Origin of the sequence: Microbacterium xanthum (assembly GCF_034531355.1) — a bacterium.
GTDB lineage: Bacteria > Actinomycetota > Actinomycetes > Actinomycetales > Microbacteriaceae > Microbacterium > Microbacterium xanthum.
On the sequence record NZ_JAWHUE010000001.1, the window covers coordinates 246,437 to 267,082 of the forward strand.

Genomic DNA, 20,646 nt, shown 5'->3' on the forward strand with positions numbered 1-20,646 from the left:
TCAGGGGCGCGGCGGAAGCGGCGGTGGGGGCGGATAGCCTTCGTACCCCGGTGCGGTGGGCGCCGACGACTGTCCCTCGTCGGTGTCGCCGCCCGCGCGACGAGCGCGCTGCGGACCGCCGGCTGTCATCCCTCCGGCACCCCACGGCATCTCCGGAGTCGGCTGCTGCCGCGCGGCATGACCGGCCGCCGGGAGCGAGCCGGCTGCCTCCGATGACGCGGGAGCGGGAGGCGCGTCTGCGGCCGCAGCCACCGCCGGGGCCGACGTGTCCTCGGTCCCGCCCGAAGACGCGTGCGTCGCGCGAGCGCCCGTGGTCGCCGAGCGAGCCGGCGACGGGCGCGGTGCACCCTGCGGCGCGTGCGTCGGCACGGGTTCATAGGCGCGCGGGGTGGGGTCCGCTTCGGGCGCAGGCTGCTGCGCGTAGGGCTGGGTCGGGTACCCCGTGTAGTAGGCGTTCCAATCGGGGGTGCCGTCGATGAGGACGGGCAACGGGGTCCGTCCGTCGACGTAGGTCGGCCAGGCCGCCGGGGTCGGCCGCGGCCGGGGGGCGCGCGGAGCGAAGAGCGCGTTGACCAGCGGCAGCAGCGCCGTGCCGACCGCTGCGAGGATCGTGGTCGCGACGACGAACCTCCAGTACAGCGATGCGAAGACGATGTATTCGTGGAAGGCCAGCGGCAGCACGACCAAGATCGTCAGGGCGACCACGAGCACAACCGTCACGATGTAGACGACGAGGGTGAAGGTCGTGCGGTTCCGCTGCAGCGCTTTCGTGAACAGGCGCACATGGAGCAGCGCGAGTTGCAGCACCAGCACGATGAGCAGGAACTGCACGAAACGGCCCAGACCGCTGAAGGGGAGGCGCTCGGGCATCCAGATCATCGTCGCCCCCAGCAGGAGGGTGAGGACCCACACCCCCATGCTCGCCAGCGCGAACCACGCCGGACGCCGGGGCGCGAGGTGGGCGTCCAGAAGCGCCGCGCCGGAGAAGCCCGCCAAGAGCAGGATCGTGAGGAAGGCACGTCCGATGATGCCGTTGCCGGATCCGACGAACACCCACACCACGCACACGAACGCGGCGGCGATCAAGGCGCCGATGGCCACCCAGATGGCGGCGCGGATGAGTCGCGCGCTCGTGGCCTGGTCCGCGTGATCCTCGGTGGGATGGGGCGCCGTCATGATCGAACCTTCCTCCGCGCGGGTGACTTCCGCACCGACCATCCTCGCACGCGCATACCGAGCCGGCGAGGGCAGGGGGCGACCCTGTGGATGGAAGAAGAAAGCCCCGCACAGGGCGGGGCTTCCGGTCGGTGGCGAGTGAGGGATTCGAACCCCCGAATGCAGTGCAGTCTGATTTACAGTCAGATCCCTTTGGCCGCTTGGGTAACTCGCCGAGTGCGCACCTGTCCGGCTTTTCCAGTCGACCAGAGGCGCGATCAGCAATCCTACCCCCGATGTCGTCCCCGTCGAAATCGAGTCCGGGAACCGAGGGGCGCACCGCGGTCAGGTGCCGATGCGGTCGGCGTGTTCGCCGTCGAAGACGGACGGGAGGCGCAGCAGTGCCCCCTCGAAGCGGCAGGTCGCTGCGGCCGCATCCATCGCCTCCGCGAGGATCTCCCGCCAGTCCGGCACCGTCGCCGCGTCGGCCTCGGCCAGGGCGGCGACGGCGACCGCGAACGATGCGTCCCCCGCGCCCATCGTGTCCACGATCGGACCGGGCATCGACGAGATCGGCTGCGTGATCGTCTCGGTGCCGGCCATGACGGTGGCCCCGTCACGGCCGCGCGTGGCGAGCACGGCCGTGGCGCCCTTCGCGCGAAGCGCCTCTGCGACGGAGTCGAGGCCCTGGCGATACAGCAGGGCTGCGTCGTCGTCACCGACCTTCACGAGGTCGGCCACCGAGGCCAGCGCCTCGAAACCGCGCACGAACTCCGCCCGATCGTGCATCATCCCCTCGCGCGGATTCGGATCGACGGCGACGACGGATCCGGCGACCGCCTCGGCGAGCGCTTCGGCCTCGGCGGGGACGTCGAAGGGGAAGCAGCTGACGGCCACCACCGCGGCCTCGGCGAGCGCGGCGCGTTCGGCGTCGCCGAACCGGATGCCGCGGTTCTGCGCGGCCTCGTTGAACTCGTACACCGGCTCGCCGCCCGGGCCGCGGGTGCTGACCGCCCGTGATGAGCCATGCGGAGCCGGTGAAGCCAGGAGGGTCACGCCGTAGTCGGCGAGGTAGGACCGGATGTGGTCGCCGGCCTCATCATCACCGACCATCGCGATCAGCGTCGCCGGGGCTCCGAGCCGAGTCAGCCCGACCGCCACGTTGAGCGCCGCACCCCCGATGAACTCGCGGACGCCGGACTCGTCGCGGATCTCGTCGATCAACGCGTCGCCGATGACCACGACCGGGCCGGTCATGCCGCCTCCGCCACGCGGGTCACGAGGGCTTCGGCGCGCTGCCGCGTTCCGTCGATGCGGCGGTCGACACTCGCGCGAATCTCGTTCGGCGCGAGCGGCGCAGCCAGCCGTACGTTCTCGTGGCAGGACAGATCGGCGCAGATGTAGGTGCCGATGCTATCGCCGTTCTCGCCGGCATCGCCCGCCTTGCGGGCAGTGAACAGCGCGACCTGGTCGCCGGGCTGCATGGTGTGGCACAGGTTGCACATCGCCGGCCGGGTCGACCCCGAGCTTGCACGGAGGACCACCCCGGTCGCCTCCCCACCGACCTCGGCGATCATGTAGCCGCGGCCGCGCGTCTGCGGGTCGCGCCAGGCGAAGAAGTCCGTGTGGTCCCATTCGGTCAGCACGAAATCCGCGGGCAGTCGCACACGGGTGACCTCCTCCGGTGCGGCGTTCACGAACGAATCGCGGACATCGTCTTCGGTCAACGGGCGCATTCAGCCTCCTCGTCCGGTGTGCGGCCAGTCTAAGGACCTCCCACGCGGGGCCGACGCATCTCACCGGTCAGGTCCGCGCCTCGCCGGCGTCCGTCGCCCGCTCCGTCGAGCGCGCGGACTCGCTCTGCGCATCCCCCCGGCCGCGGATGAGGAACCCGAACCCGAACGCGATGAAGAACATCAGCACGCCATACACAGCGGCCGGAAGGCTGAGCTCGACCGAACCGAGCACCGTCTGGGCGATGACGATCGCGAGGGTGGCGTTGTGGATGCCGATCTCGAACGATGAGGCGATCGCCTGGCGTCGTCCGACACGCACGAGTCGCGGCACGAGGTAGCCGACAGACAGGCTCAGCACGCAGAAGACGACGGTGATCAGCGCCAGACGACCCGCGTTCTCGACCAGGAGCGCCCAGTTCGCCGCCACGGCGCCGGCGATGACGACCACGAGCACGATGACGGAGATGATGCGCACCGGTCGGTCCATCCCGTCGGCGAAACGCGGCCACAGACGGCGGACGACCATGCCACCGATCACCGGCAGCAGCACGATCGCGAAGACCTCGAGGGTCTTGGCCCACTGCAGTCCGAGCTGGTCGTCGAACGGGTCGAAGTACCAGATCGCGACGTTGGTGATCAGCGGGAGCGTCACGACGGCGATGACGGAGTTGAGCGCGGTGAGGGAGATGTTCAGGGCGATGTCGCCACGGAACAGGTGACTGTAGAGGTTCGCCGTGGTCCCACCCGGCGAGGCGGCGAGCATCATCATCCCCACCGCGAGGATCGGTGGCAGCTGGAAGAGGATCACCAGACCGAAGCACAGGACCGGCAGGAGCAGCAACTGGCATCCCAGCGCGACGAACACCGCCTTGGGCTGGGTCGCGACGCGTGCGAAGTCCCGTGGCGTGAGGCTCAGCCCGAGGCCGAACATGATGATCCCGAGCGCGACGGGAAGTCCGATGGTGGTCAACGCTGATCCCATCCGCCCAGTGTGTCGGATGCCGGCCGCCCCCACCAGAGCCGCGCCGCTTCACCCGCGCGCGGCGGTCCGTCGGGAGTAGATTTGAGGGATGGCAGACTCCAGTTTTGACATCGTCTCGAAGATCGATCACCAGGAAGCCGACAACGCGCTGAACCAGGCCCGCAAGGAGCTCGAACAGCGCTACGACTTCAAGGGCACCGGCGTCTCGATCGAGTGGAGCGGCGAGGCCATCCTCATCAAGGCCGGCAGCGAGGAGCGCGCCAACGCCGCCCTCGACGTCTTTCAGACCAAGCTCATCAAGCGCGGCATCTCGCTGAAGAGCCTCGAGAGCGGCGAACCGCAGGCCAGCGGCAAGGAGTTCCGCATCGTCTCCACTCTCAAGGAGGGGATCTCGCAGGAGAACGCCAAGAAGATCGGCAAGATCATCCGCGACGAGGGCCCCAAGTCGGTTAAGTCCCAGATCCAGGGCGACGAGCTGCGGGTTCAGTCGAAGAGCCGTGACGATCTGCAGGAGGTGCAGCGCCTGCTCAAGGCCGCCGACCTCGACGTCGACCTGCAGTTCGTCAACTACCGGTAGCGCACTCCTCTGATCGGGGGTTTTTGCTTCCAGTCCGCAAAAGTCCGCGAATCCTGTTTCGTTGTGGCCCGTTCTGCCGCGTAGTTCCGGGGTTATTCGGGTCTGAGGTTCTGCGGCCTCGCTGCGGACTTTTCCTGGTCGGGGTCGCCCGGCGCAGCGACGATGTGACCCTCACTCAAGCATCGCGATCAGGCGACCGCAGAGCGTCGACCGAGGCAACAAGGTCGGTCGCGAGCAATGCGACGGCTTGTGCAACGAAAGCGGGGTCACCGACGCCTTCCTCGGCGCGGCCCGCCATCACTGCCCCGAGCCCGTCCGGACCAGCCGCGAAGAGCTCCCGGAGGTAGTCGATCGCGGCTATCGTCACGTCCCGGCTCAGGTCGTTTGCGAGCAGCTCCTCAAGCTTGACCGAAAGTTCCGCGGTTGGACTGTCAACAAGGAGGCGATAAACGTCATGCGCGTCCTTGTCAATGAGTCGTCGGCGGTCTAACTCTGCACGCTCACCGATCTTGTGCAGCTTGGCAACCAGGAGCGCAGCGACGCCGGCAACACGAGCTTCAAAGACTCGAGTGTCCCCCCGATCCAAGGCAGCGATCTGCACTTTATCGTTGTCAATCAGCGCTGCTTCGAGCCCAACAGCTCGTCGGGTCGCTCGCCGCGAATGCGGAGGAATCCTCGCGCCGCGCGCACTGGAGCCGCCCGGTCCCGCGACTGCTTCAGGCACCATCAGATCGACAGGCACGCCAGCCGGGCTCATCCATTCACCCGGGTTGCCGCTGATCGGATTCGGGTAGAAGCGCGCCCGCGTCATCGCTTCCTCGACTTTGGGATTCTCCTCGAGCCCTCGTGGGTCGATCGCGAGATCGCTGTCCTTCGTTGCTTCCGCAAGAGCCACCAGGGATGACTTAGTGCGCAAGTAAATCGCTTGAGCGCCGATCACAATGACCGCATCACGGTGAGCCTCGAGCGCCTCGAGGGCATCGAGGAGCGCTGCCCGGGACGCAATCATCAGATCGCGTCCGATGAACTGGTTACCTTCGCCAGACCGGTTCATTGCGTTTCATCCAACTGATTAGCTCCTCCGCCTCGGATGGGTTTCTCCCGGGTCCCGTCAGCAGGTCCGCGGCGACTTGGGACGCCGCCGCGGTTCGAATGCCCTCCCAAAGCTCTGCGCGTTCGAGTGCCACCTGGTAGCTCGGAAGCGCGAGGACCACGTTTGTGCCACTGTCAGCCTCACGAAGCCCAAGCTCCTGCGCAGCTTCTGGTACCGATTCGACGTAGATCATCACTGATCTCGCTGGCGCGTAGGCTGCCCACCGTGCGGCTGCGACGGTACTGGTTACGGCGTAGCGCATTTCAGACGTTCGAGCCCGCGCGAGGACGTCATCAATCCCTCGCGGGGCGATCCACCTCGTCGTCTTGTTTGTTCGGATAAACCCGTAGTCAACGCTCCACCGACGCAGAATCGTCTCCCAGTCCGGAACAACAACCTTGCCGTTCTCACGGGAAGCCAAGCCTTCCTCCTCCAGGAACTCGATAACCCGGTAGGTTGCGCCCGTTGACGCGCCCGATGTTTCCACCAGATCCCGCATCGACCAGTCGCGATCGAAGTCCACAAGCGCTCGGACTACCTTCGCAGCGGGCTCACCTTTGAGTGTTCCTCTTGGTCGCCCCGGCCCGCGCCATGGATCGCTGTCTTCGCCCCGATTAAAGACGAATAGACCCGGCCAGACGAGACTCACTCGGATGTTGCCTGTAGCGTCCGCCCAAGAGAGCCCCGACGAGGTCAGCTTCTCCCGAACGGTTGCGGGGAGGTAGCGAGCCATCACGATGAGGTCGCCACGAGGTGATCCTGCAGCATTGACAATCGCCGAGACGTCACGCCCTTCGACGATGCGCTTGACCTCAACGGGCACAGTCGCGGCCACGCCGCTTGGCGCACGCACTGTCAGCACAGCGTCGCTTCGTCGCGCCACTGACGCGCCTGACTCGACTTCAAGCTCGGCCGTCCAGCTCGCTGGCAGCACGTCCACGAGTCGACGGACAGCCTCCCTCAGCACATCAGCCTCGGAAATTGGCGGCACGCTAGCCATGACCCTCTCCCCTGTTCGGGTAATAGCTTATCTCCTCCGCGGGACGAGAGGGCGAGATTCCCGAACTGGAGATCGCGACCTCACCGCAGATCCCCTAGTTCCTGGCCAATCCCGTCCGATGCTGACCGATCCCAAGGATGAGATTCGGAAAATAGACCCTCTCACCACGCGCCGGAGAGAAGCCATTTCCTGAACATGTGGCAGCTTCGCCCACCGCCGAAGCAGCCGAGCGGCAGACCCGACTGTTGTGGCGCTCGCGCGGCGATGCGGTCGAACACCGCTTCACGCTTCGCGCGCGGAACCACGTCAAGCTTTCCCACCACGACGAGCGTCGCGACACCGTATCGAGCAGGCGGTTCGGGGCGGGTGTCGACCGTTCGGAAGTGCTCGACCGCATCGACGACCTCGATCAGACCTCCCGGGCGCACCCGTTCGACGCCGCTGTACCGGATGAGCCGCGCCAGCGCAGGTGGATCGGCAGCACCGCTGGCCTCGATGACGATCGCATCGAGGCGGAGTCTCTCCTGCGCCAGCTTGGCAAGCGCCTCATCCAAGCCGCCGGCGTCGTCGAGACAGCACACGCAGCCCCCCGCGATCCCGGCGACATCGTCGACCTGTCCAGACACCAGGCCGGCGTCGACGTTGAGAGCACCGAAGTCGTTCACGACTACCCCGATGCGAGCCCCTGGCGTCCGGAGCAGATGGTTCAGCAGGCTGGTCTTCCCCGCACCCAGATGTCCGCTCACGGCGACAACGGGCAGACGACTCACGACCGAGCGCCGTCCAGGGGATGCTGGAGCGCCTCGACATTCCTTTCGAGGCGCTCCAGGACAGCTTCCTCCGAGGCCCCGGTCGCGGCCGCGAGATCGATGGCCAGCAACCTCGCCACGGTGGCGAGACCGATCACGATGTCGCTCGGATCCCGCTCGCGTCGCAGCGCGCGACTCAACTCCCGCTCCGGCTCTTCACCCGCGGTCGCCCAGCTCTCGACGATACGGAGCCCGACGCGGATGCCCCGATACTGGTCCTCCGAGACCCAGGTCTGATCAGAAGCCATCCGGCATGATCCTCAGGCGATCGAGGCCCGATAGATCGCCTCGATGGATGTATCGAGGGTCGCGTTGTATTCCTCGGCGCTCTGCTGCGCGCTGAGCCCATCGAGCAGTGCACGACTGAAGCTCGCAATGAGTCCGGGATTGCGAGCAAGTCGCTCGTTCGCGTCGTCTCGCGCGTACCCACCCGAGAGCGCCACCACCCGAGCGACGTTGGGGTGACGAATGAGTTCGGTGTAGAACCCGTCGATGGTCGGAATGGTGACCTTGATCGCCACCTTCGCCTCACCGAGGCGCTCCAGTCCCACCAACAGGGCGGCCTTCAGCATCGCCTCGGCCTCGGCCTTGTCCGGCGCGGCGACGCTTACCTCCGGCTCGAGGATCGGGACGAGCCCGGCGGCGAGTACGCGATCGCCGAGCTCGAACTGCTGGTCGATCACGCGCTCGATTCCGGCCTCGTCGGCACGATGGATCACCGAGCGCTCCTTGGTGCCGAAGACACCGAGCTCCGCGGCGCGCGCAAGAGTGCGCTCGAGCCCGGGGATGTCCTTCATCACCTGCACCCCGTCAGCCTCGGCTTCCAGCCCCTTGTCGATCTTGAGGAACGGAATGATGCCCTTCTCCGACCACAGGTAGTCGGTGACCCCTTTGTCGCCGATCGTCCGATCCAGCGTCCCCTCGAAGAGGATGGCTCCGAGAATCCGCTCGCTCGTGAAGACCGGGCTCGTGATGATCCTCGCCCGAGCCTCGTGGATGAGATCGAACATCTCCGCCTCACTCGAGTACGCCGACTCGTCGACTCCGTACTCGCGAAGCGCCTTCGGGGTGCTCCCCCCGCTCTGGTCCAGTGCGGCGATGAACCCCTGACCGGTCTCGAACCGGCTGAGCTGCTGGGCGTTGGGCATGCGTGACTCCTCGGGGTCGGTCGACATCGTTTTATTGATAACAGTTCTCGATTAGCTTGTCGAGATTTGCTGAGAATGATTCTCGTTCTTTAGTCTGGAGGCGAACCCATCCAGAACTCCCGCACTCACAGCGGAGAAGAGACGATCATGCGCAAAGCCACCCCCCTTCCCGCGGCCCTCATGGCCGGGGCCGTCGGCCTCGGCACCCTCAGCGGGTGCAGCAGTACCGCTCCGGCGTCGAGCGAGGGGGAGCTGCGGGTCGTCGCCACGACGACGCAGGTGGGCGACTTCGTGCGAGAGATCGTCGGCGAGGTCGACGGCGTGTCGGTGTACCAGCTCCTTCAGCCGGGCGTCAGCCCCCACGCCTTCGACCCGAGCGCGGCCGACCTCGTCGCCCTCACGGAAGCGGACATCGTCATCGAGAACGGTGTGGACTTCGAGCCGTGGCTCGACGACGCGCTCGCTTCGGCGGCATCCGACCCCGTCGTCGTCGACAGCTCCGACGGCGTCGCGCTCCTCGCGTACAGCGAAGAAGAGGGGCACGAGCACTCGGACGACGAGCACTCCGACGACGAGCACTCCGACGACGAGCACTCCGACGACGAGCACGACCACGACCACGACCACGACCACGACCACGGCGAGCACGATCCGCACATCTGGCAGTCCGCCGCAGACGCCGAGATCATGGTCGACAACATCGCCGCAGCCCTGATCGAGGCCGATCCCGACAACGCCAACACGTACTCGGCCAACGCCGACACGTATCTCGGAACCCTCGAGGAGCTCGACGCCTGGATCATTGCGAGCGTCGACCAGGTTCCCGCCGAAGATCGTCTCCTGGTGACCAGCCATGACGCCCTCGGCTACTACGTCGACCGCTACGACCTCGAGTACGTCGGCGCGGTGATCCCCAGCCTCGATGACAGCGCGGAGGCGAGCGCCCTGGAGATCGACGAGCTGGTGGCGTTGATCCAAGAGACGGGCGCCCCGGCGGTCTTCGCGGAGTCGTCGGTCAACCCCGCCGCCGCGGAGACGATCGCGGCCGAGGCCGGCGTGACCGTCTTCTCCGGCGACGACGCCTTGTATGCCGACTCCTTTGGCGTCGCGGGCACACCCGGTGCCACCTACGTCGGCAGCATGGTCCACAACACCGAGCTCATCGTCGGTTCGTGGGGCGTCGAGCCGGCACCGGTGCCGGACGCGGTCGCCGACGCCGCCAACGTGGATGCGGACTAGGACGCCGCGGCCACGCCGCGCGGGCCGCGCCCCCGACGCGGACGACACCGCCTTCCGAACCACGCCACTGATCACGATCAAGGACGCCTCGTTCGGATACGCCGGTACCGTCGCGCCGGCGCTCACCGACGTGCGGCTCCACGTCCTCCCCGGAGAAGCCATCGCACTGATCGGGCCGAATGGCGCCGGCAAGTCGACCCTGTTCAAGGGTCTGTTGGGGCTCCTCCCCCCACGGACGGGCTCGGTATCCGGATCCCCCCGGATGGGCTACCTTCCCCAGTCCGATCACATCGATCCGGACTTCCCCATCAGAGTGCGCCAGGTGGTGACGATGGGCCGCTATGCCCAGCGCGGGTGGCTGCGGCCCCTTCGAGCGGCCGACCGACAGGCGGTCGACCGCGCCCTCGAACGCACCGCGCTGACCGGCCTTGCCGAGCGCGTGTTCGGCGACCTGTCCGGCGGCCAGCGCCAACGTGCCCTCCTGGCGCGAGCCATTGCGAGCGATCCGCAACTCCTCCTGCTGGATGAGCCGTTCAACGGACTCGACCAGCCCAGCCGCGAGGCCCTCATGGCCACGGTCGCGGCGCTGGTCGCTTCGGGCGTGGCCGTCATCCTCTCCACGCACGACGTCGCGCTCGCCCAGGCGACCTGCACACGTGCGTTGCTCATCGACCGCCGGGTCGTCGCCGCAGGACCCGTCGACCGGGTGGTGGACGGGTCGGAGTTCGCGGAGGTGTTCCAGCGGCACGACCCCCATGCCTCGGCGGGTGAGCGCTGATGCACCTGTTCGACGCGTTCGCCTACCCTTTCATGACGACCGCCCTGGCGGCGATGATTCTGATCTCGCTCGCCGCCGGACCGATCTCCACATTCGTGAACCTCCGCGGTCTCGAGTTCATGAGCGACGGCCTCATCCACGCCGCTTTCCCCGGGATCGTCGTCGGCTACGTGGTCGGCGGCACCGAGGGCCTGTATCCCGGGGCGGTCGCCACGACCGTCCTGGCCGCGGTGCTGTTGACCCTCATGACGCGGCGGAAGGTCACGTCGGATGCCGCGACCGCCACCGTCCTCACCTCGGCCTTCGGCATCGGCGTGATCGTCGTCAGCCGCGAGTCCGACTATGCCGGGCAGGTGCAGGAGCTGCTGTTCGGGCGACTGTTCACGGTGCAACCCTCGGAGCTGCTGCCGCTGGGCGCGACCCTCGCCGTCGCCCTGGCACTCGTGGGGATCACGTGGCGCCGGCAGGTCTTCCGGGCCTTCGACGCCGCCGGCGCCACCGCCGCAGGCGGTCGAGCCCTTCTCACCGACCTCTCCCTCACCGTCGCCATCGCTCTCGTGGTCGTCGCGGCATCCAACACCGTCGGGAATCTCCTCGTCCTCGCCATCCTCATCCTTCCGGGCGCGGCGGGGCGGCTGATTTCGCGTCGGATCGAGGGGATCGTCCTCGCGGCGATCACCTTCACCGCACTCGCGGCGTGGTGGGGGTTGTGGGCCGCGTTCTCGATCTCCCTTTCCGTCAGCTCTCTGCTACCCGGGGGCGCAACGGTCGTGCTGGCCATGACGATCGGCTACCTGGTCCTCGTCGGTGCGCGAATCCTCGTCGACGGGTGGACACGACGCCGGGCCGTGACACCCTGATGGGCTACTTCGAACGCGCTCTCGTTCTCGCCGTGCTCATCGGGGCGATCACGGGACTCGGCGGCGCGGTCGTCGTGATGCGGGGGCGCGTCTTCTTCGCTCAGGCACTCACCCACGCGACGTTCCCGGGCGCGGTCGTCGCGGCGACCCTGGGGGTGAACATCCTGCTCGGCGCCGGCGTATCGGGGATCGCCCTGGTCGGCCTGATGCTGCTGCTCGAGCGCAGGCGTGAGATCAGCCGAAACGTCAGCGCCGGACTGGTCCTCACCAGCGGTTTCGCGCTGGGGATCGCGCTGCAGTCCCTCAACCCGCAGATCCCGGTCAGGCCGGAATCCGTCCTCCTCGGCAGCCTCTTCTTCGCTCCCCCGGCGTCGCTCCCCATCGCCGCCGGGGCACTGGCGGTCGTCGTGACGATCCTGGTCATCGCGCGTCGCCCGCTGCTGTTCTCGACCTTCGACGTCGCCGGTTTTCGAGCCGCCGGGGGCCGAGAGGCGATCATCGAGACCGCCGTCCTCACCGTCGTCGTCCTCGCCTCCGTGGTCGCGATCCCGGCTGCGGGCGCCATCCTCACCATCGCTCTCCTCGCCGGCCCCGCGACCGCCGCGCGTCTGCTGACGCGCACGTGGGGCGCCATGATCATCCTCGCCCCGACTCTGAGCATCGCCGCCGCCGTCATCGGGACGATTCTCTCCCGCTCCCTCGGGGTGAGCGCGGGCGGAGCCATCGCGCTCCTGGCCGGATGCGAGTTCCTCCTCGCCCTCGGCGTGGCACGCCTGCTCCATCGACGGTCCGCAGCGGAGCCGAAATCGAGGAGAACGATTATCAGTAGCGTGTATGCTCGATAAGCGCGCCGCCGCGAACGATCCTCGGACCGACGACGGCGCGGGGCCTCTCGGGGAGGTGCCCGCGCCGTCGTCACCGACGCAACACCGCCGCGAGGAGACGAGATGACCTCAGAGACCGTGCGCCCCGACCTCCGCGAGGGGCCGAAACGCGAAACGGTCCGACGAGCCCTCGCCCGCACCGATGGGTTCGTCTCGGCTCAGCAGCTGCACCTCGAGATCAATGCCGGTGGCGACTCCATCGGACTCGCGACCGTCTATCGGCACTTGGGAGCGCTCGCGGAACAAGGAGATGCCGACACCATCTCGGTGGCCAGCGGGCAGCTCTTCCGCACGTGCACCCGCCCCGGCGCTCACCACCACCACCTGATCTGCGATAGCTGTGGCACCGCCGCCGACATCGCTCCCGCCGATGAGGAGTGGATCCGCACGGCCGCCCGCGAGCACGGCTTCACCGTGACCCACCATCGCATCGAAGTCTTCGGCCGTTGTCGCGAGTGCCTCGATTCCGAGTGATCACGCCGACACCGGCTCGCGCGCGACCCGGCTGTCCACCCGGCGCCGCGATCGAGGTCGCCCCGCCGCCCGTAGCCCGTTGAGGATCACCACCACCTCGGCGATCTCATGCACCAGGACGACCCCGGCCAGGCCCAGCACACCGAACAGGGCCATCGGGAACAGCACGATGATGATCGCCAACGCCAGTGCGATGTTGACCGTCATGATCCTCCGCCCGCGACGAGCATGGGCCAGGGCGACCGGGATGAGCCGGAGATCCGACCCGGTGAAGGCGGCGTCGGCAGACTCGACCGCTGCAGCCGCACCGCGCAGGCCCATGGCGATTCCCACGGTCGCGGATGCGAGCGCGGGGGCGTCGTTGATCCCGTCGCCCACCATCGCCGTCGCACCGCGCGCGCGGAGTTCCTCGATCGCGGCGGCCTTGTCGGCCGGGCGCAGCTGGGCGCGGACGTCTGCGATGCCGGCTCCTTCGGCGATCGCACGCGCCGTACGGTCGTTGTCACCGGTGAGCATCACGACGTCCAGACCCTGGTCGCGCAGCATCCGAACGGTGTCGGCGGCTTCGGGACGCAACTCGTCGCGGATCCCGACCAGCCCCACGAGCCGCGCCCGGACCTCGACGGCGACGACGGTCATCCCCTCTGCCGCCATGCCGTCGACGGCCCGCCACCCGTCTCCGACCGGCACCCACCGCGCACGGCCCACGCGCACGTGCTGCCCGTCCACCCACCCTTCGACCCCGTCGCCGGCGTGCTCGACGACGCCCGTCGCCGGACGGGGCGGCCCGCTCGGCACGGCGGCTCGGACGATCGCCTCGGCAAGCGGATGAGAACTGGTCACCTCGAGCGCCGCCGCGAAGGCGAGCACGTCATCCGGCGACACGTCCGTTGTCGTCCGCACGTCGACGACGGTGGGCTCGTTGCGCGTGAGGGTGCCGGTCTTGTCGAAGGCGACGGTGCGGATGGCGCCGAGCTGCTCGAACGCCTCACCGGTCTTGATCACCGTGCCCGAACGCGATGCAGACCCGATCGCACTGATGACGGTCACCGGCACGGCGATCGCCAACGCGCAGGGCGAGGCGGCGACCAGCACGACCAGAGCGCGCTCGATCCATGTCGCGGGATCCTCGACGAGGAGGCCGAAGAGGGCGACGAGCGCGGCCACGATCAGCACCGCCGGCACAAGGGGGCGTGCGATGCGATCCGCGAGGCGGGCCCGCTCGCCCTTGCGTGCGTGCGCCTGCTCGACGAGGGCGACGATCTGGGTGAGGGAGTTGTCGCGTCCGTCCGCCGTGGCTTCGATGCGCAGGGTCCCCGCCCCGTTGACCGAGCCGGCGGTCACGGCGTCACCCGGTGCGACATCCACCGGGATCGACTCCCCGGTGACGGCTGAGGTGTCCAGGCTGGAGCGCCCGACGACGACGACACCGTCGGTCGCGATGCGCTGCCCGGCGCCGACGACGAGGACGTCGAGCTCCCGCACCTCTGTCGCCGGCACCGTCACCTCGCCCGCGGGCGTGGCCAGCCGCGCCGTGGCCGGGATGAGCGTGAGCAGCGCCCGCAGACCCTCCTCGGCGCGATTCAGGGCACGGTCTTCGAGGGTTTCGGCGAGCGAGAAGAGGAAGGCCAGCGCGGCGGCCTCCCCGACATGACCGAGCAGAACGGCACCGGTCGCGGCGATCGCCATGAGGAGACCGACACCGAGACGGCCGCGCAGCAGTCCCCGCACGGCGTCGGGGACGAACGTCCACGCTCCGGCCGCCAGTGCCGCCGCGTGGAGCACGGTGGCCACGACGACGGCGCCCACCGATGCCGCACCGTAGCCCGCCGCGAGCAGGACACCGGATGCCGCGGACGGCAGGAGGGCGGGATCGCGCCACCACGGCGGCCTCGCCTCCGGCGTCGACGTCTCGACCGGTCCGGGGCCGGCAGGGGTGCCGGCATCATGGGCGCAGCAGGCAGCGCTCACCGGGAACCCGCTGCGACATGCTCCTCGGCGTCGGTGGTGCAGCATCCGGGCCGAGAGCACCCCTCGCCGTCGCACGATGCACCGTCGTCGAACGCGATCACGGCGTCGACGAGTTCGGTGATCGCGCGCGTGAGATGGGGGTCGGCGATCTCGTAGCGGGTCTGCCTGCCTTCGGGGATCGCGACGACCAGCCCGCATCCGCGGAGGCACGCGAGGTGGTTGGAGACGTTGGTGCGGCTGAGATCGAGGGTCTCCGCGAGACGTGCGGGGTAGCCGGGCGCCTCGATGAGCTCGAGAAGGATGCGCGAGCGGGTCGGGTCGGTCATCGCTCGACCGAGCCGCGTCATGACATCGATTCGCGAAGCAATAGTCAGCATGCGCTGACTATACAGCGAACGCTGACCATTCGCGAACCCCTCGACGGAGTCGCCCCGACGACCGGATCAGCAGTCGCAGGAACAGGAGCGCTTCTGCGAGGTCGCCTCACCCCGGGTCAGCGACGTCCACGCCTCACCGTCGAACCAGCGCTCTCGCCCGGGAACCCGCACATCCGGGTACCACCCCGCCGGCCGCGCCGCCTGCACCTTCATGAATGCGGAACCGCTCACCGTCACCCACCCTCTCGATCGACCGCGTTGCACGCGGATGACTCCAGGCTAATCGAGAATGATGATCATCTGGAATGGTGGGTCGGCTGACCGCCGCCGGGTCACGCGGTGGCTTTCGCCTCGCGCTCCTTTGCGCGCTCCAGGGCGCGCTTGCGCTGCGCGCGCCCCTGCTCCTCGAGCTGCTCGGCGCGCTCCTCGTCGCGGGTGAGATTCACACTCGTCTCCGGATCGAAGATGTAGAGGTCGTCAGGCGAGAACCACAGCGTCGCCTGGTCGCCTCCCACGATGAGACTGTCCGCATTCAACGCGACCACCATCTCGGTGCGCAGGCTCTCGCCGTCGAGGTCGCGATCGAGCTGGGACAACGTCTCCCGGACGGCGTCGTCGATCTCGAACGGCACGTAGGCGTACAGCACCTCTCCCAACCATTCGGTCATCTCGACATCCACATCCACGCGCACACCCCCGCTCGGCTCGCTCTCCATCGCCTCGACGTCCTGGAACGCATCCGGACGCACCCCGACGATGACCGTCGATCGATCCCCGATCGCCGCGCGCAGACGCTCGTCCAGAGGCACATCCATCATCGGCAGGCGCAGCACATCGCCCTGGACCGCGCCGTGCAGGAAGTTCATCGGGGGTGAGCCGATGAAGCCGGCGACGAACAGATTGACCGGCTGCTCGTAGAGACCCCGAGGACTTGCCACCTGTTGCAGTTCCCCACGACGGAGCACGGCGACCCGGTCGCCGAGCGTCATCGCCTCGGTCTGATCGTGCGTGACGTAGACGGTGGTGATCCCCAGCGAACGCTGCAAGCGGGCGATCTCGGTCCGCATCTGACCGCGGAGCTTGGCGTCCAGGTTCGACAGTGGCTCGTCGAAGAGGAACGCATCCGCGTTACGGACGATCGCTCGCCCCATCGCCACGCGCTGGCGCTGCCCCCCGGACAGGTTCGCCGGCTTGCGCTGGAGGTGCTCGTCGAGCTCGAGCAGGGCCGAGGCGCGCGTGACCCGCGCGTCGATCTCCTCGTCGTCGACGTCGCTGGATTTCAACCGCATCGGGAAGGCGATGTTCTCGTACACGGTCAGGTGCGGGTACAGCGCGTAGTTCTGGAAGACCATGGCGAGATTGCGGTCCTTGGGAGCTTTGTCGTTGACGACCGTGTCGTCGATGCGGAGCTCACCGTCGGTGATGTCCTCCAGGCCGACGATCATGCGCAACAGCGTCGACTTGCCGCAGCCGGATGGCCCGACGAGGATCACGAACTCCCCGTCCGCGATCTCGAGGTCGATTCCTTTGACCGCGGTGAAGCCGTCGTCGTAGGTCTTGACGACGCCTGTCAGCGTGATGGATGCCATGTCGACTCCTTCGAGGTCGGGTGGTCGGATGCGCGGCGGGTCATCCCTTCACCGCGCCCTGCGTGAGGCCGGAGACGATCCGGCGTTGGAAGATGACGACGACGACCACGATCGGCACGGTCACCACGATGGCCGCCGCCGAGATCGCGCCGGTGGGATCTTCGAACTGAGAGGCGCCGGTGAAGAACGACAGCGCGGCCGGCACGGGACGCGCGGCATCGGTCGAGGTCAGGGATATGCCGTAGACGAAGTCGTTCCACGCGATGAAGAACGCGATGATGGCGGTTGTGAACACCCCGGGCGCCGCGAGCGGCACGACGGTCTTGCGGAACGCTTCGAACGGTGTCGCGCCGTCCACCTGAGCGGCCTGCTCGAGTTCCCACGGGATCTGCCGGAAGAACGCCGCGAGCGTCCAGATGGAGATCGGAAGGGTCAACGACAGATAGGGGATGATCAGGCCGAGCCAGGTGTCGTAGAGACCGATCGTGCGCCACAGGTTGAACAGCGGTGTGACGATCGAGACGACCGGGAACACCGAGACGGCCAGCGCCGTGACGAGGATCATGCGCTTGCCGGGGAAGTCGAGCCGTGCGATCGCGTAGGCGCACAGGGTGGCCAGAACCACCGCGATCACCGTCGCGATCAGCGAGATCCCGATGGAGTTGCGCAGGGACGTGAGGAACAGCGTCTGCGCACCCCCTCCCGGGGCGAGGATCTCGCCGTAGTTCTCCCACGTCCACTCCTCGGGCAGCAGGGTGCCGGAGAAGAGACCGCCGGGCGTCTTGAACGAGGTCATCAGGATCGAGAAGACGGGAAAGAGCGACCAGACGAGGACGGCGACCGTGATCGCGATCCAGCCGAGGCGCTGCGGCCAGGACATCGTGCTCATCAGGAATTCCTTCCTCCGGCGAGATCGACTTTGAAACCTTTGATGAAGATCCCCGCGATGATGAGCACGCTGAGGAACAGCAGCACCGAGATGGCAGAACCCAGACCGATCTCGAGGCGGCCGATGGAGGTGTTGTAGGCGAGCAACGACAGCGCCTCGGTGTCGTTGGCCCCGGCGGTCATGATGTAGATGTTGTCGAAGATGCGGAAGGCCTCGAGGGTGCGGAACAGCACCGCGACCATGATCGCCGCCTTCATGTTGGGCAGGATCACGCGCCGCATGACCTCCCACCCGGTGGCCCCGTCGACCTTCGCCGCCTCCTCGAGATCTCCCGGCACCTGTGCGAGCCCCGACAACAGCAGCAGCGAGATGAACGGGGTGGTCTTCCACACCTCGGAGAGGATGATCACGAACAGGGACGACCCCTGGTAGGCGAACCAGTTGAAGTCCTCGTCGAAGCCGGGGACCCACGCGAGCCAGCTGTTGATGTAGCCGGAGTTGATGTCGAAGGCGTAGAACCAGGCGAACGCCGCCACGACGGTGACGATCCCATACGGCACGAGGATGGCGGTGCGGGCGAATCCCCGCAGCTTCTTCACCGCCCGGTGCATGACCAGTGCCAGGAGGAAACCGAGGATGAGTTCGAGGACGACCGTGACGACGGTGATGAACAGCGTCACGCCCATCGACTGCCAGAACGCGGGGTCGCCGAGCACGACGGTGTAGTTGCGGAACCAGATGAACTCACGCTCGTCCGGTGCCGTCAGGCGCAGCGAGAACAGCGAATCGAAGAACGCCTGGAGGATCGGATACATCGTGACCAGGAGCATGATGACGAACGCGGGGCCCGCCAGCATCCACCCCAGGCGCGCCTCCGCACGCGAGCGCGCGGACCGGCCGCCCCGGCCCGGGCGTGCGGCGGTGTCTTCCGGGTCGCTGTCGTGCCTGTCGGAATCGGTCCGGGCGGTGACGGTACTCACAGCAGACGCTCCCCTCGCAGCACGGCCAGGATGAAGTCGGAAGAGGTCTCGGGCGTCGTCTCGGCATCGACGCCCGACGGCGGATGCCACGTGCGCTGGAGTCCGATGGAGATCTCGTTGTAGTAGGGGGTCTGCGGTCGCGGAACGCCGAGGTCCAGCGACTCGCGGATGACGTCGGCCATCGGGAATTCCTCCTGCACCGTCTCGTCGTCGTAGGCGGCGGCGTTCGAGGGCGGATTGCCGTCACTCACGAAGTACTCGGCCTGATGCTCGGGCTGGACGATGCACTCCACCGCCTGCCACGCGAGGTCCTGGTGCTCACTGAAGGCACCGACCCCGAGGTTGATCCCCCCGACCGGCGGCGCTGCCGGGGTGTCCGCGTCCACCCGCGGATAGATCGCCCACCCGAGGTCGTCGGCGACGTCGGGTGCGGACTCGTTCAGCGAGGGCCAGACGAAAGGCCAGTTGACCATGAAAGACCCCGAATCTCCCTCGAAGAGGTTCAGGCTCGCGTTCTCGTTCGCCGTCGGCAGGCCGGCCCCGCCCAGCCCGTTCTCACCGATCCGCTGCAGGATCTCCGCCGCCGCGCGCCCCTCCTCTGTGGCCAGGCCGAGCTCGATGTCGGCGGGTGACGCGTCCGGCGTCACGAGGATCTCACCCCCGGCGGAGGCGACCAGCGCGTTGATCCACACCGTCAGCGACTCGGCGAGCGCTCCCTGGACCCCCAGCTGCAGGTCGTTCTCCTCGGCGACCTCGATGATCTGCTCCCAGGTCACCGGCTGACTCATGTCGAGACCGACGTCTTCGACCACCGACTCGCGGTACCACAGCAGCTGCGTGTTCGCCCAGAAGGGCACCGTGACCAGCTCGTCGTTCCAGCTCGCCGAGTCGACCGCTCCCTGGACGATCCCCTCCGTGTCACGGAGCCCGTCGGGGACCTCGGCGAGGAAACCCGGTTCGGCCAGTTCCGGGATGAACGGTGGATCCAGGCTCATGATGTCCAGGGATCGGTCGCTCGCGGCGAGCCGTCGCGCCAGTTGCTCGCGTTGCGACGCCGCATCGCGGGGCAGCAGCGTGGTTTCGATCCGGTAGGCCCCATCGGCCTCCTCGGTGCACTGCTCGGCGATGCGTGCCTGCCCACCGGCATCGGGGTTGATGTACCACGTGAGAACCGGGGTGCCGTCGTCCGCGGCACAGCCTCCGGCCAGGGCTGCCAGCGCCGCAGCCACCGCGATACCCGTCCACCTGCGCACACGCATACAGCCCCCCTCGCATCGATGCGACTATCGGGATCCGTGCGGGATCTCCTGTCGGCATCCTGCGTCATGTCGCGCGCGTCACGGAGGCGGTTGCGGTTCGGGGCGGCCGTGTAGTAAGGGTGAGCCGACTCATCGCGGCCCGCCGGCGCCGCCCCGGTCCGTCCGCACCAGATCAGGGGGTGTGATGCGATGCCGTCACACGGACGCGCCCAGCTTCGCCCAGACCGCTCCGCCCGCACGAACGCGACCGGCGTCGTGCAGGCCGCGTGCCCGCGAGTCCGGCTTCCGAACGGCCTGCTGGGCGATGCGCGCGTCGAAGTGAGCGGTGAACCCGCGCCGCGGCAGGTGCTGCTCGACAACGCGAAGGAACTCCGCATCCCAGCGCTGCGGATCCGCTCCCCCGACGTCGAGACTCGTCGCCGTCTCCAGGAGGTACCCCTCGACATCCGCATCGGGATCGACCGCGGCCCACATGTGCCGGACGATGATCTCCCGCACCCTCTCGCACCGCGGCGCGGACCATCCCGCACCGGCGGCGAACACGTGACCGACCGAGCCGCCCGCGGCTTCGAACGGGACCTCATGCGCGTCGAAGTCAGCGGTGAGACCCAGGTCGTGGAGCATCGTGGCCACGTACAGGAGTTCGCGGTCGAAGCGTCGCTTCTCTGCGGCGGCCAGCGCGTTCGCCCACACCCAGGACCGAAGGCAGTGACCGACCATCGCCGGATCGGAGAACCGCCGGACCACCGCCAGCGCGGCCGCAGCGGTCTCGGTGGGAGGAGCGGTGAGGGAGGCGATGTCGACGTCGTCCATGCCGCGATCCTCCCGCCGCCACCCTCCGGGCGC

At 68.0% G+C, this 20,646-nt stretch carries 23 protein-coding genes and 1 tRNA gene; 6 read left to right on the plus strand and 18 right to left on the minus strand.

Features of this window, described 5'->3' with window-relative positions; translation table 11 throughout:
• The 5 genes from RZO50_RS01225 to RZO50_RS01245 form a co-directional block, all read right to left on the minus strand.
• Positions 1–1,176, minus strand: coding sequence for a hypothetical protein (locus RZO50_RS01225; protein ID WP_322597889.1), 1,176 nt, complete (start codon positions 1,174–1,176; stop codon positions 1–3).
• Between the two features lie 132 nt (positions 1,177–1,308).
• A tRNA-Tyr gene (locus RZO50_RS01230) sits at positions 1,309–1,390 on the minus strand.
• Positions 1,391–1,500: 110 nt separating this feature from the next.
• Entirely contained in the window at positions 1,501–2,412 is a 912-nt protein-coding gene (locus RZO50_RS01235) for a PfkB family carbohydrate kinase (RefSeq protein WP_322597890.1), read from the minus strand.
• Positions 2,409–2,891 (minus strand): FBP domain-containing protein, encoded by a 483-nt coding sequence (locus tag RZO50_RS01240; protein ID WP_322597891.1) that lies wholly within the window; start codon positions 2,889–2,891, stop codon positions 2,409–2,411. The genes RZO50_RS01235 and RZO50_RS01240 overlap by 4 nt, the downstream gene beginning before the upstream one ends.
• Positions 2,892–2,958: 67 nt before the next feature.
• Positions 2,959–3,873 carry a bile acid:sodium symporter family protein gene (locus RZO50_RS01245; protein ID WP_322597892.1) on the minus strand — a complete coding sequence of 305 codons (915 nt, stop codon included), beginning with the start codon at positions 3,871–3,873 and terminating at the stop codon, positions 2,959–2,961.
• 88 nt (positions 3,874–3,961) lie between these two features.
• Between RZO50_RS01245 and RZO50_RS01250 the strand changes: the two genes are divergently transcribed.
• Positions 3,962–4,450, plus strand: coding sequence for a YajQ family cyclic di-GMP-binding protein (locus RZO50_RS01250; protein ID WP_322597893.1), 489 nt, complete (start codon positions 3,962–3,964; stop codon positions 4,448–4,450).
• 175 nt (positions 4,451–4,625) lie between these two features.
• Here RZO50_RS01250 and RZO50_RS01255 read toward each other — a convergent pair whose 3' ends face one another.
• From RZO50_RS01255 to RZO50_RS01275, 5 genes are all read right to left on the minus strand, one after another.
• The gene (locus tag RZO50_RS01255; RefSeq protein WP_322597894.1) at positions 4,626–5,504 is read right to left on the minus strand and encodes a hypothetical protein; all 879 of its coding nucleotides are present in this window, start codon (positions 5,502–5,504) and stop codon (positions 4,626–4,628) included.
• Complete coding sequence (locus RZO50_RS01260; protein ID WP_322597895.1) at positions 5,482–6,543, minus strand: hypothetical protein; 1,062 nt, start codon at positions 6,541–6,543, stop codon at positions 5,482–5,484. The genes RZO50_RS01255 and RZO50_RS01260 overlap by 23 nt, the downstream gene beginning before the upstream one ends.
• Before the next feature lie 161 nt (positions 6,544–6,704).
• Positions 6,705–7,313: a GTP-binding protein gene (locus RZO50_RS01265; RefSeq protein ID WP_322597896.1), complete on the minus strand. Its 609-nt coding sequence runs from the start codon at positions 7,311–7,313 to the stop codon at positions 6,705–6,707.
• Positions 7,310–7,600, minus strand: coding sequence for a hypothetical protein (locus RZO50_RS01270; protein ID WP_322597897.1), 291 nt, complete (start codon positions 7,598–7,600; stop codon positions 7,310–7,312). Before RZO50_RS01270 ends, RZO50_RS01265 begins: the two co-directional genes overlap by 4 nt.
• 12 nt (positions 7,601–7,612) lie before the next feature.
• Entirely contained in the window at positions 7,613–8,527 is a 915-nt protein-coding gene (locus RZO50_RS01275; protein WP_322597898.1) for a fructose bisphosphate aldolase, read from the minus strand.
• A gap of 120 nt (positions 8,528–8,647) precedes the next feature.
• On the opposite strand from RZO50_RS01275, the gene RZO50_RS01280 reads away from it, so the two are divergent.
• The 5 genes from RZO50_RS01280 to RZO50_RS01300 all read left to right on the plus strand — a co-directional run bounded on the left by RZO50_RS01280 (position 8,648) and on the right by RZO50_RS01300 (position 12,735).
• Complete coding sequence (locus RZO50_RS01280) at positions 8,648–9,739, plus strand: metal ABC transporter substrate-binding protein (protein WP_322597899.1); 1,092 nt, start codon at positions 8,648–8,650, stop codon at positions 9,737–9,739.
• Positions 9,729–10,517: a metal ABC transporter ATP-binding protein gene (locus tag RZO50_RS01285; protein ID WP_322597900.1), complete on the plus strand. Its 789-nt coding sequence runs from the start codon at positions 9,729–9,731 to the stop codon at positions 10,515–10,517. The genes RZO50_RS01280 and RZO50_RS01285 overlap by 11 nt, the downstream gene beginning before the upstream one ends.
• A gap of 32 nt (positions 10,518–10,549) precedes the next feature.
• Positions 10,550–11,377 carry a metal ABC transporter permease gene (locus tag RZO50_RS01290; protein ID WP_322597901.1) on the plus strand — a complete coding sequence of 276 codons (828 nt, stop codon included), beginning with the start codon at positions 10,550–10,552 and terminating at the stop codon, positions 11,375–11,377.
• Entirely contained in the window at positions 11,347–12,222 is an 876-nt protein-coding gene (locus tag RZO50_RS01295) for a metal ABC transporter permease (protein ID WP_322597902.1), read from the plus strand. Before RZO50_RS01290 ends, RZO50_RS01295 begins: the two co-directional genes overlap by 31 nt.
• 102 nt (positions 12,223–12,324) lie before the next feature.
• A complete protein-coding gene (locus RZO50_RS01300) occupies positions 12,325–12,735 on the plus strand; it encodes a Fur family transcriptional regulator (protein WP_322597903.1) in 411 nt (136 codons plus the stop codon).
• On the opposite strand, the gene RZO50_RS01305 is transcribed toward RZO50_RS01300, so the two are convergent.
• From RZO50_RS01305 to RZO50_RS01340, 8 genes are all read right to left on the minus strand, one after another.
• On the minus strand, positions 12,736–14,751 hold the full coding sequence (locus RZO50_RS01305; protein ID WP_416211481.1) for a heavy metal translocating P-type ATPase: 2,016 nt from the start codon (positions 14,749–14,751) through the stop codon (positions 12,736–12,738).
• Entirely contained in the window at positions 14,703–15,083 is a 381-nt protein-coding gene (gene cmtR / locus RZO50_RS01310) for a Cd(II)/Pb(II)-sensing metalloregulatory transcriptional regulator CmtR (protein WP_322597904.1), read from the minus strand. The genes RZO50_RS01305 and cmtR overlap by 49 nt, the downstream gene beginning before the upstream one ends.
• Positions 15,084–15,149: 66 nt before the next feature.
• On the minus strand, positions 15,150–15,314 hold the full coding sequence (locus RZO50_RS01315) for a DUF2510 domain-containing protein (protein WP_322597905.1): 165 nt from the start codon (positions 15,312–15,314) through the stop codon (positions 15,150–15,152).
• A 101-nt stretch (positions 15,315–15,415) separates the two neighbouring features.
• Positions 15,416–16,672 carry an ABC transporter ATP-binding protein gene (locus RZO50_RS01320; protein WP_322597906.1) on the minus strand — a complete coding sequence of 419 codons (1,257 nt, stop codon included), beginning with the start codon at positions 16,670–16,672 and terminating at the stop codon, positions 15,416–15,418.
• Between the two features lie 40 nt (positions 16,673–16,712).
• Complete coding sequence (locus RZO50_RS01325) at positions 16,713–17,561, minus strand: carbohydrate ABC transporter permease (protein ID WP_322597907.1); 849 nt, start codon at positions 17,559–17,561, stop codon at positions 16,713–16,715.
• Positions 17,561–18,541, minus strand: coding sequence for a carbohydrate ABC transporter permease (locus RZO50_RS01330; RefSeq protein ID WP_322597908.1), 981 nt, complete (start codon positions 18,539–18,541; stop codon positions 17,561–17,563). The genes RZO50_RS01325 and RZO50_RS01330 overlap by 1 nt, the downstream gene beginning before the upstream one ends.
• Positions 18,538–19,800 carry an extracellular solute-binding protein gene (locus RZO50_RS01335; protein WP_322597909.1) on the minus strand — a complete coding sequence of 421 codons (1,263 nt, stop codon included), beginning with the start codon at positions 19,798–19,800 and terminating at the stop codon, positions 18,538–18,540. Before RZO50_RS01335 ends, RZO50_RS01330 begins: the two co-directional genes overlap by 4 nt.
• A 195-nt stretch (positions 19,801–19,995) precedes the next feature.
• A complete protein-coding gene (locus tag RZO50_RS01340; RefSeq protein ID WP_322597910.1) occupies positions 19,996–20,613 on the minus strand; it encodes an HD domain-containing protein in 618 nt (205 codons plus the stop codon).
• Positions 20,614–20,646: the final 33 nt, after the last annotated feature.

Coding starts and splice junctions, on each gene's coding strand:
- RZO50_RS01235 (WP_322597890.1), bottom strand. CDS start 2,412: ATGACCGGCCCGGTCGTGGTCATCGGCGACGCGTTGATCGACGAGATC.
- RZO50_RS01285 (WP_322597900.1), top strand. CDS start 9,729: ATGCGGACTAGGACGCCGCGGCCACGCCGCGCGGGCCGCGCCCCCGAC.
- RZO50_RS01280 (WP_322597899.1), top strand. CDS start 8,648: ATGCGCAAAGCCACCCCCCTTCCCGCGGCCCTCATGGCCGGGGCCGTC.
- RZO50_RS01340 (WP_322597910.1), bottom strand. CDS start 20,613: ATGGACGACGTCGACATCGCCTCCCTCACCGCTCCTCCCACCGAGACC.
- RZO50_RS01325 (WP_322597907.1), bottom strand. CDS start 17,561: ATGAGCACGATGTCCTGGCCGCAGCGCCTCGGCTGGATCGCGATCACG.
- cmtR (WP_322597904.1), bottom strand. CDS start 15,083: ATGCTGACTATTGCTTCGCGAATCGATGTCATGACGCGGCTCGGTCGA.
- RZO50_RS01305 (WP_416211481.1), bottom strand. CDS start 14,751: ATGCTGCACCACCGACGCCGAGGAGCATGTCGCAGCGGGTTCCCGGTG.
- RZO50_RS01300 (WP_322597903.1), top strand. CDS start 12,325: ATGACCTCAGAGACCGTGCGCCCCGACCTCCGCGAGGGGCCGAAACGC.
- RZO50_RS01255 (WP_322597894.1), bottom strand. CDS start 5,504: ATGAACCGGTCTGGCGAAGGTAACCAGTTCATCGGACGCGATCTGATG.
- RZO50_RS01260 (WP_322597895.1), bottom strand. CDS start 6,543: ATGGCTAGCGTGCCGCCAATTTCCGAGGCTGATGTGCTGAGGGAGGCT.
- RZO50_RS01270 (WP_322597897.1), bottom strand. CDS start 7,600: ATGGCTTCTGATCAGACCTGGGTCTCGGAGGACCAGTATCGGGGCATC.
- RZO50_RS01250 (WP_322597893.1), top strand. CDS start 3,962: ATGGCAGACTCCAGTTTTGACATCGTCTCGAAGATCGATCACCAGGAA.
- RZO50_RS01245 (WP_322597892.1), bottom strand. CDS start 3,873: ATGGGATCAGCGTTGACCACCATCGGACTTCCCGTCGCGCTCGGGATC.
- RZO50_RS01290 (WP_322597901.1), top strand. CDS start 10,550: ATGACGACCGCCCTGGCGGCGATGATTCTGATCTCGCTCGCCGCCGGA.
- RZO50_RS01320 (WP_322597906.1), bottom strand. CDS start 16,672: ATGGCATCCATCACGCTGACAGGCGTCGTCAAGACCTACGACGACGGC.
- RZO50_RS01275 (WP_322597898.1), bottom strand. CDS start 8,527: ATGTCGACCGACCCCGAGGAGTCACGCATGCCCAACGCCCAGCAGCTC.
- RZO50_RS01225 (WP_322597889.1), bottom strand. CDS start 1,176: ATGACGGCGCCCCATCCCACCGAGGATCACGCGGACCAGGCCACGAGC.
- RZO50_RS01335 (WP_322597909.1), bottom strand. CDS start 19,800: ATGCGTGTGCGCAGGTGGACGGGTATCGCGGTGGCTGCGGCGCTGGCA.
- RZO50_RS01240 (WP_322597891.1), bottom strand. CDS start 2,891: ATGCGCCCGTTGACCGAAGACGATGTCCGCGATTCGTTCGTGAACGCC.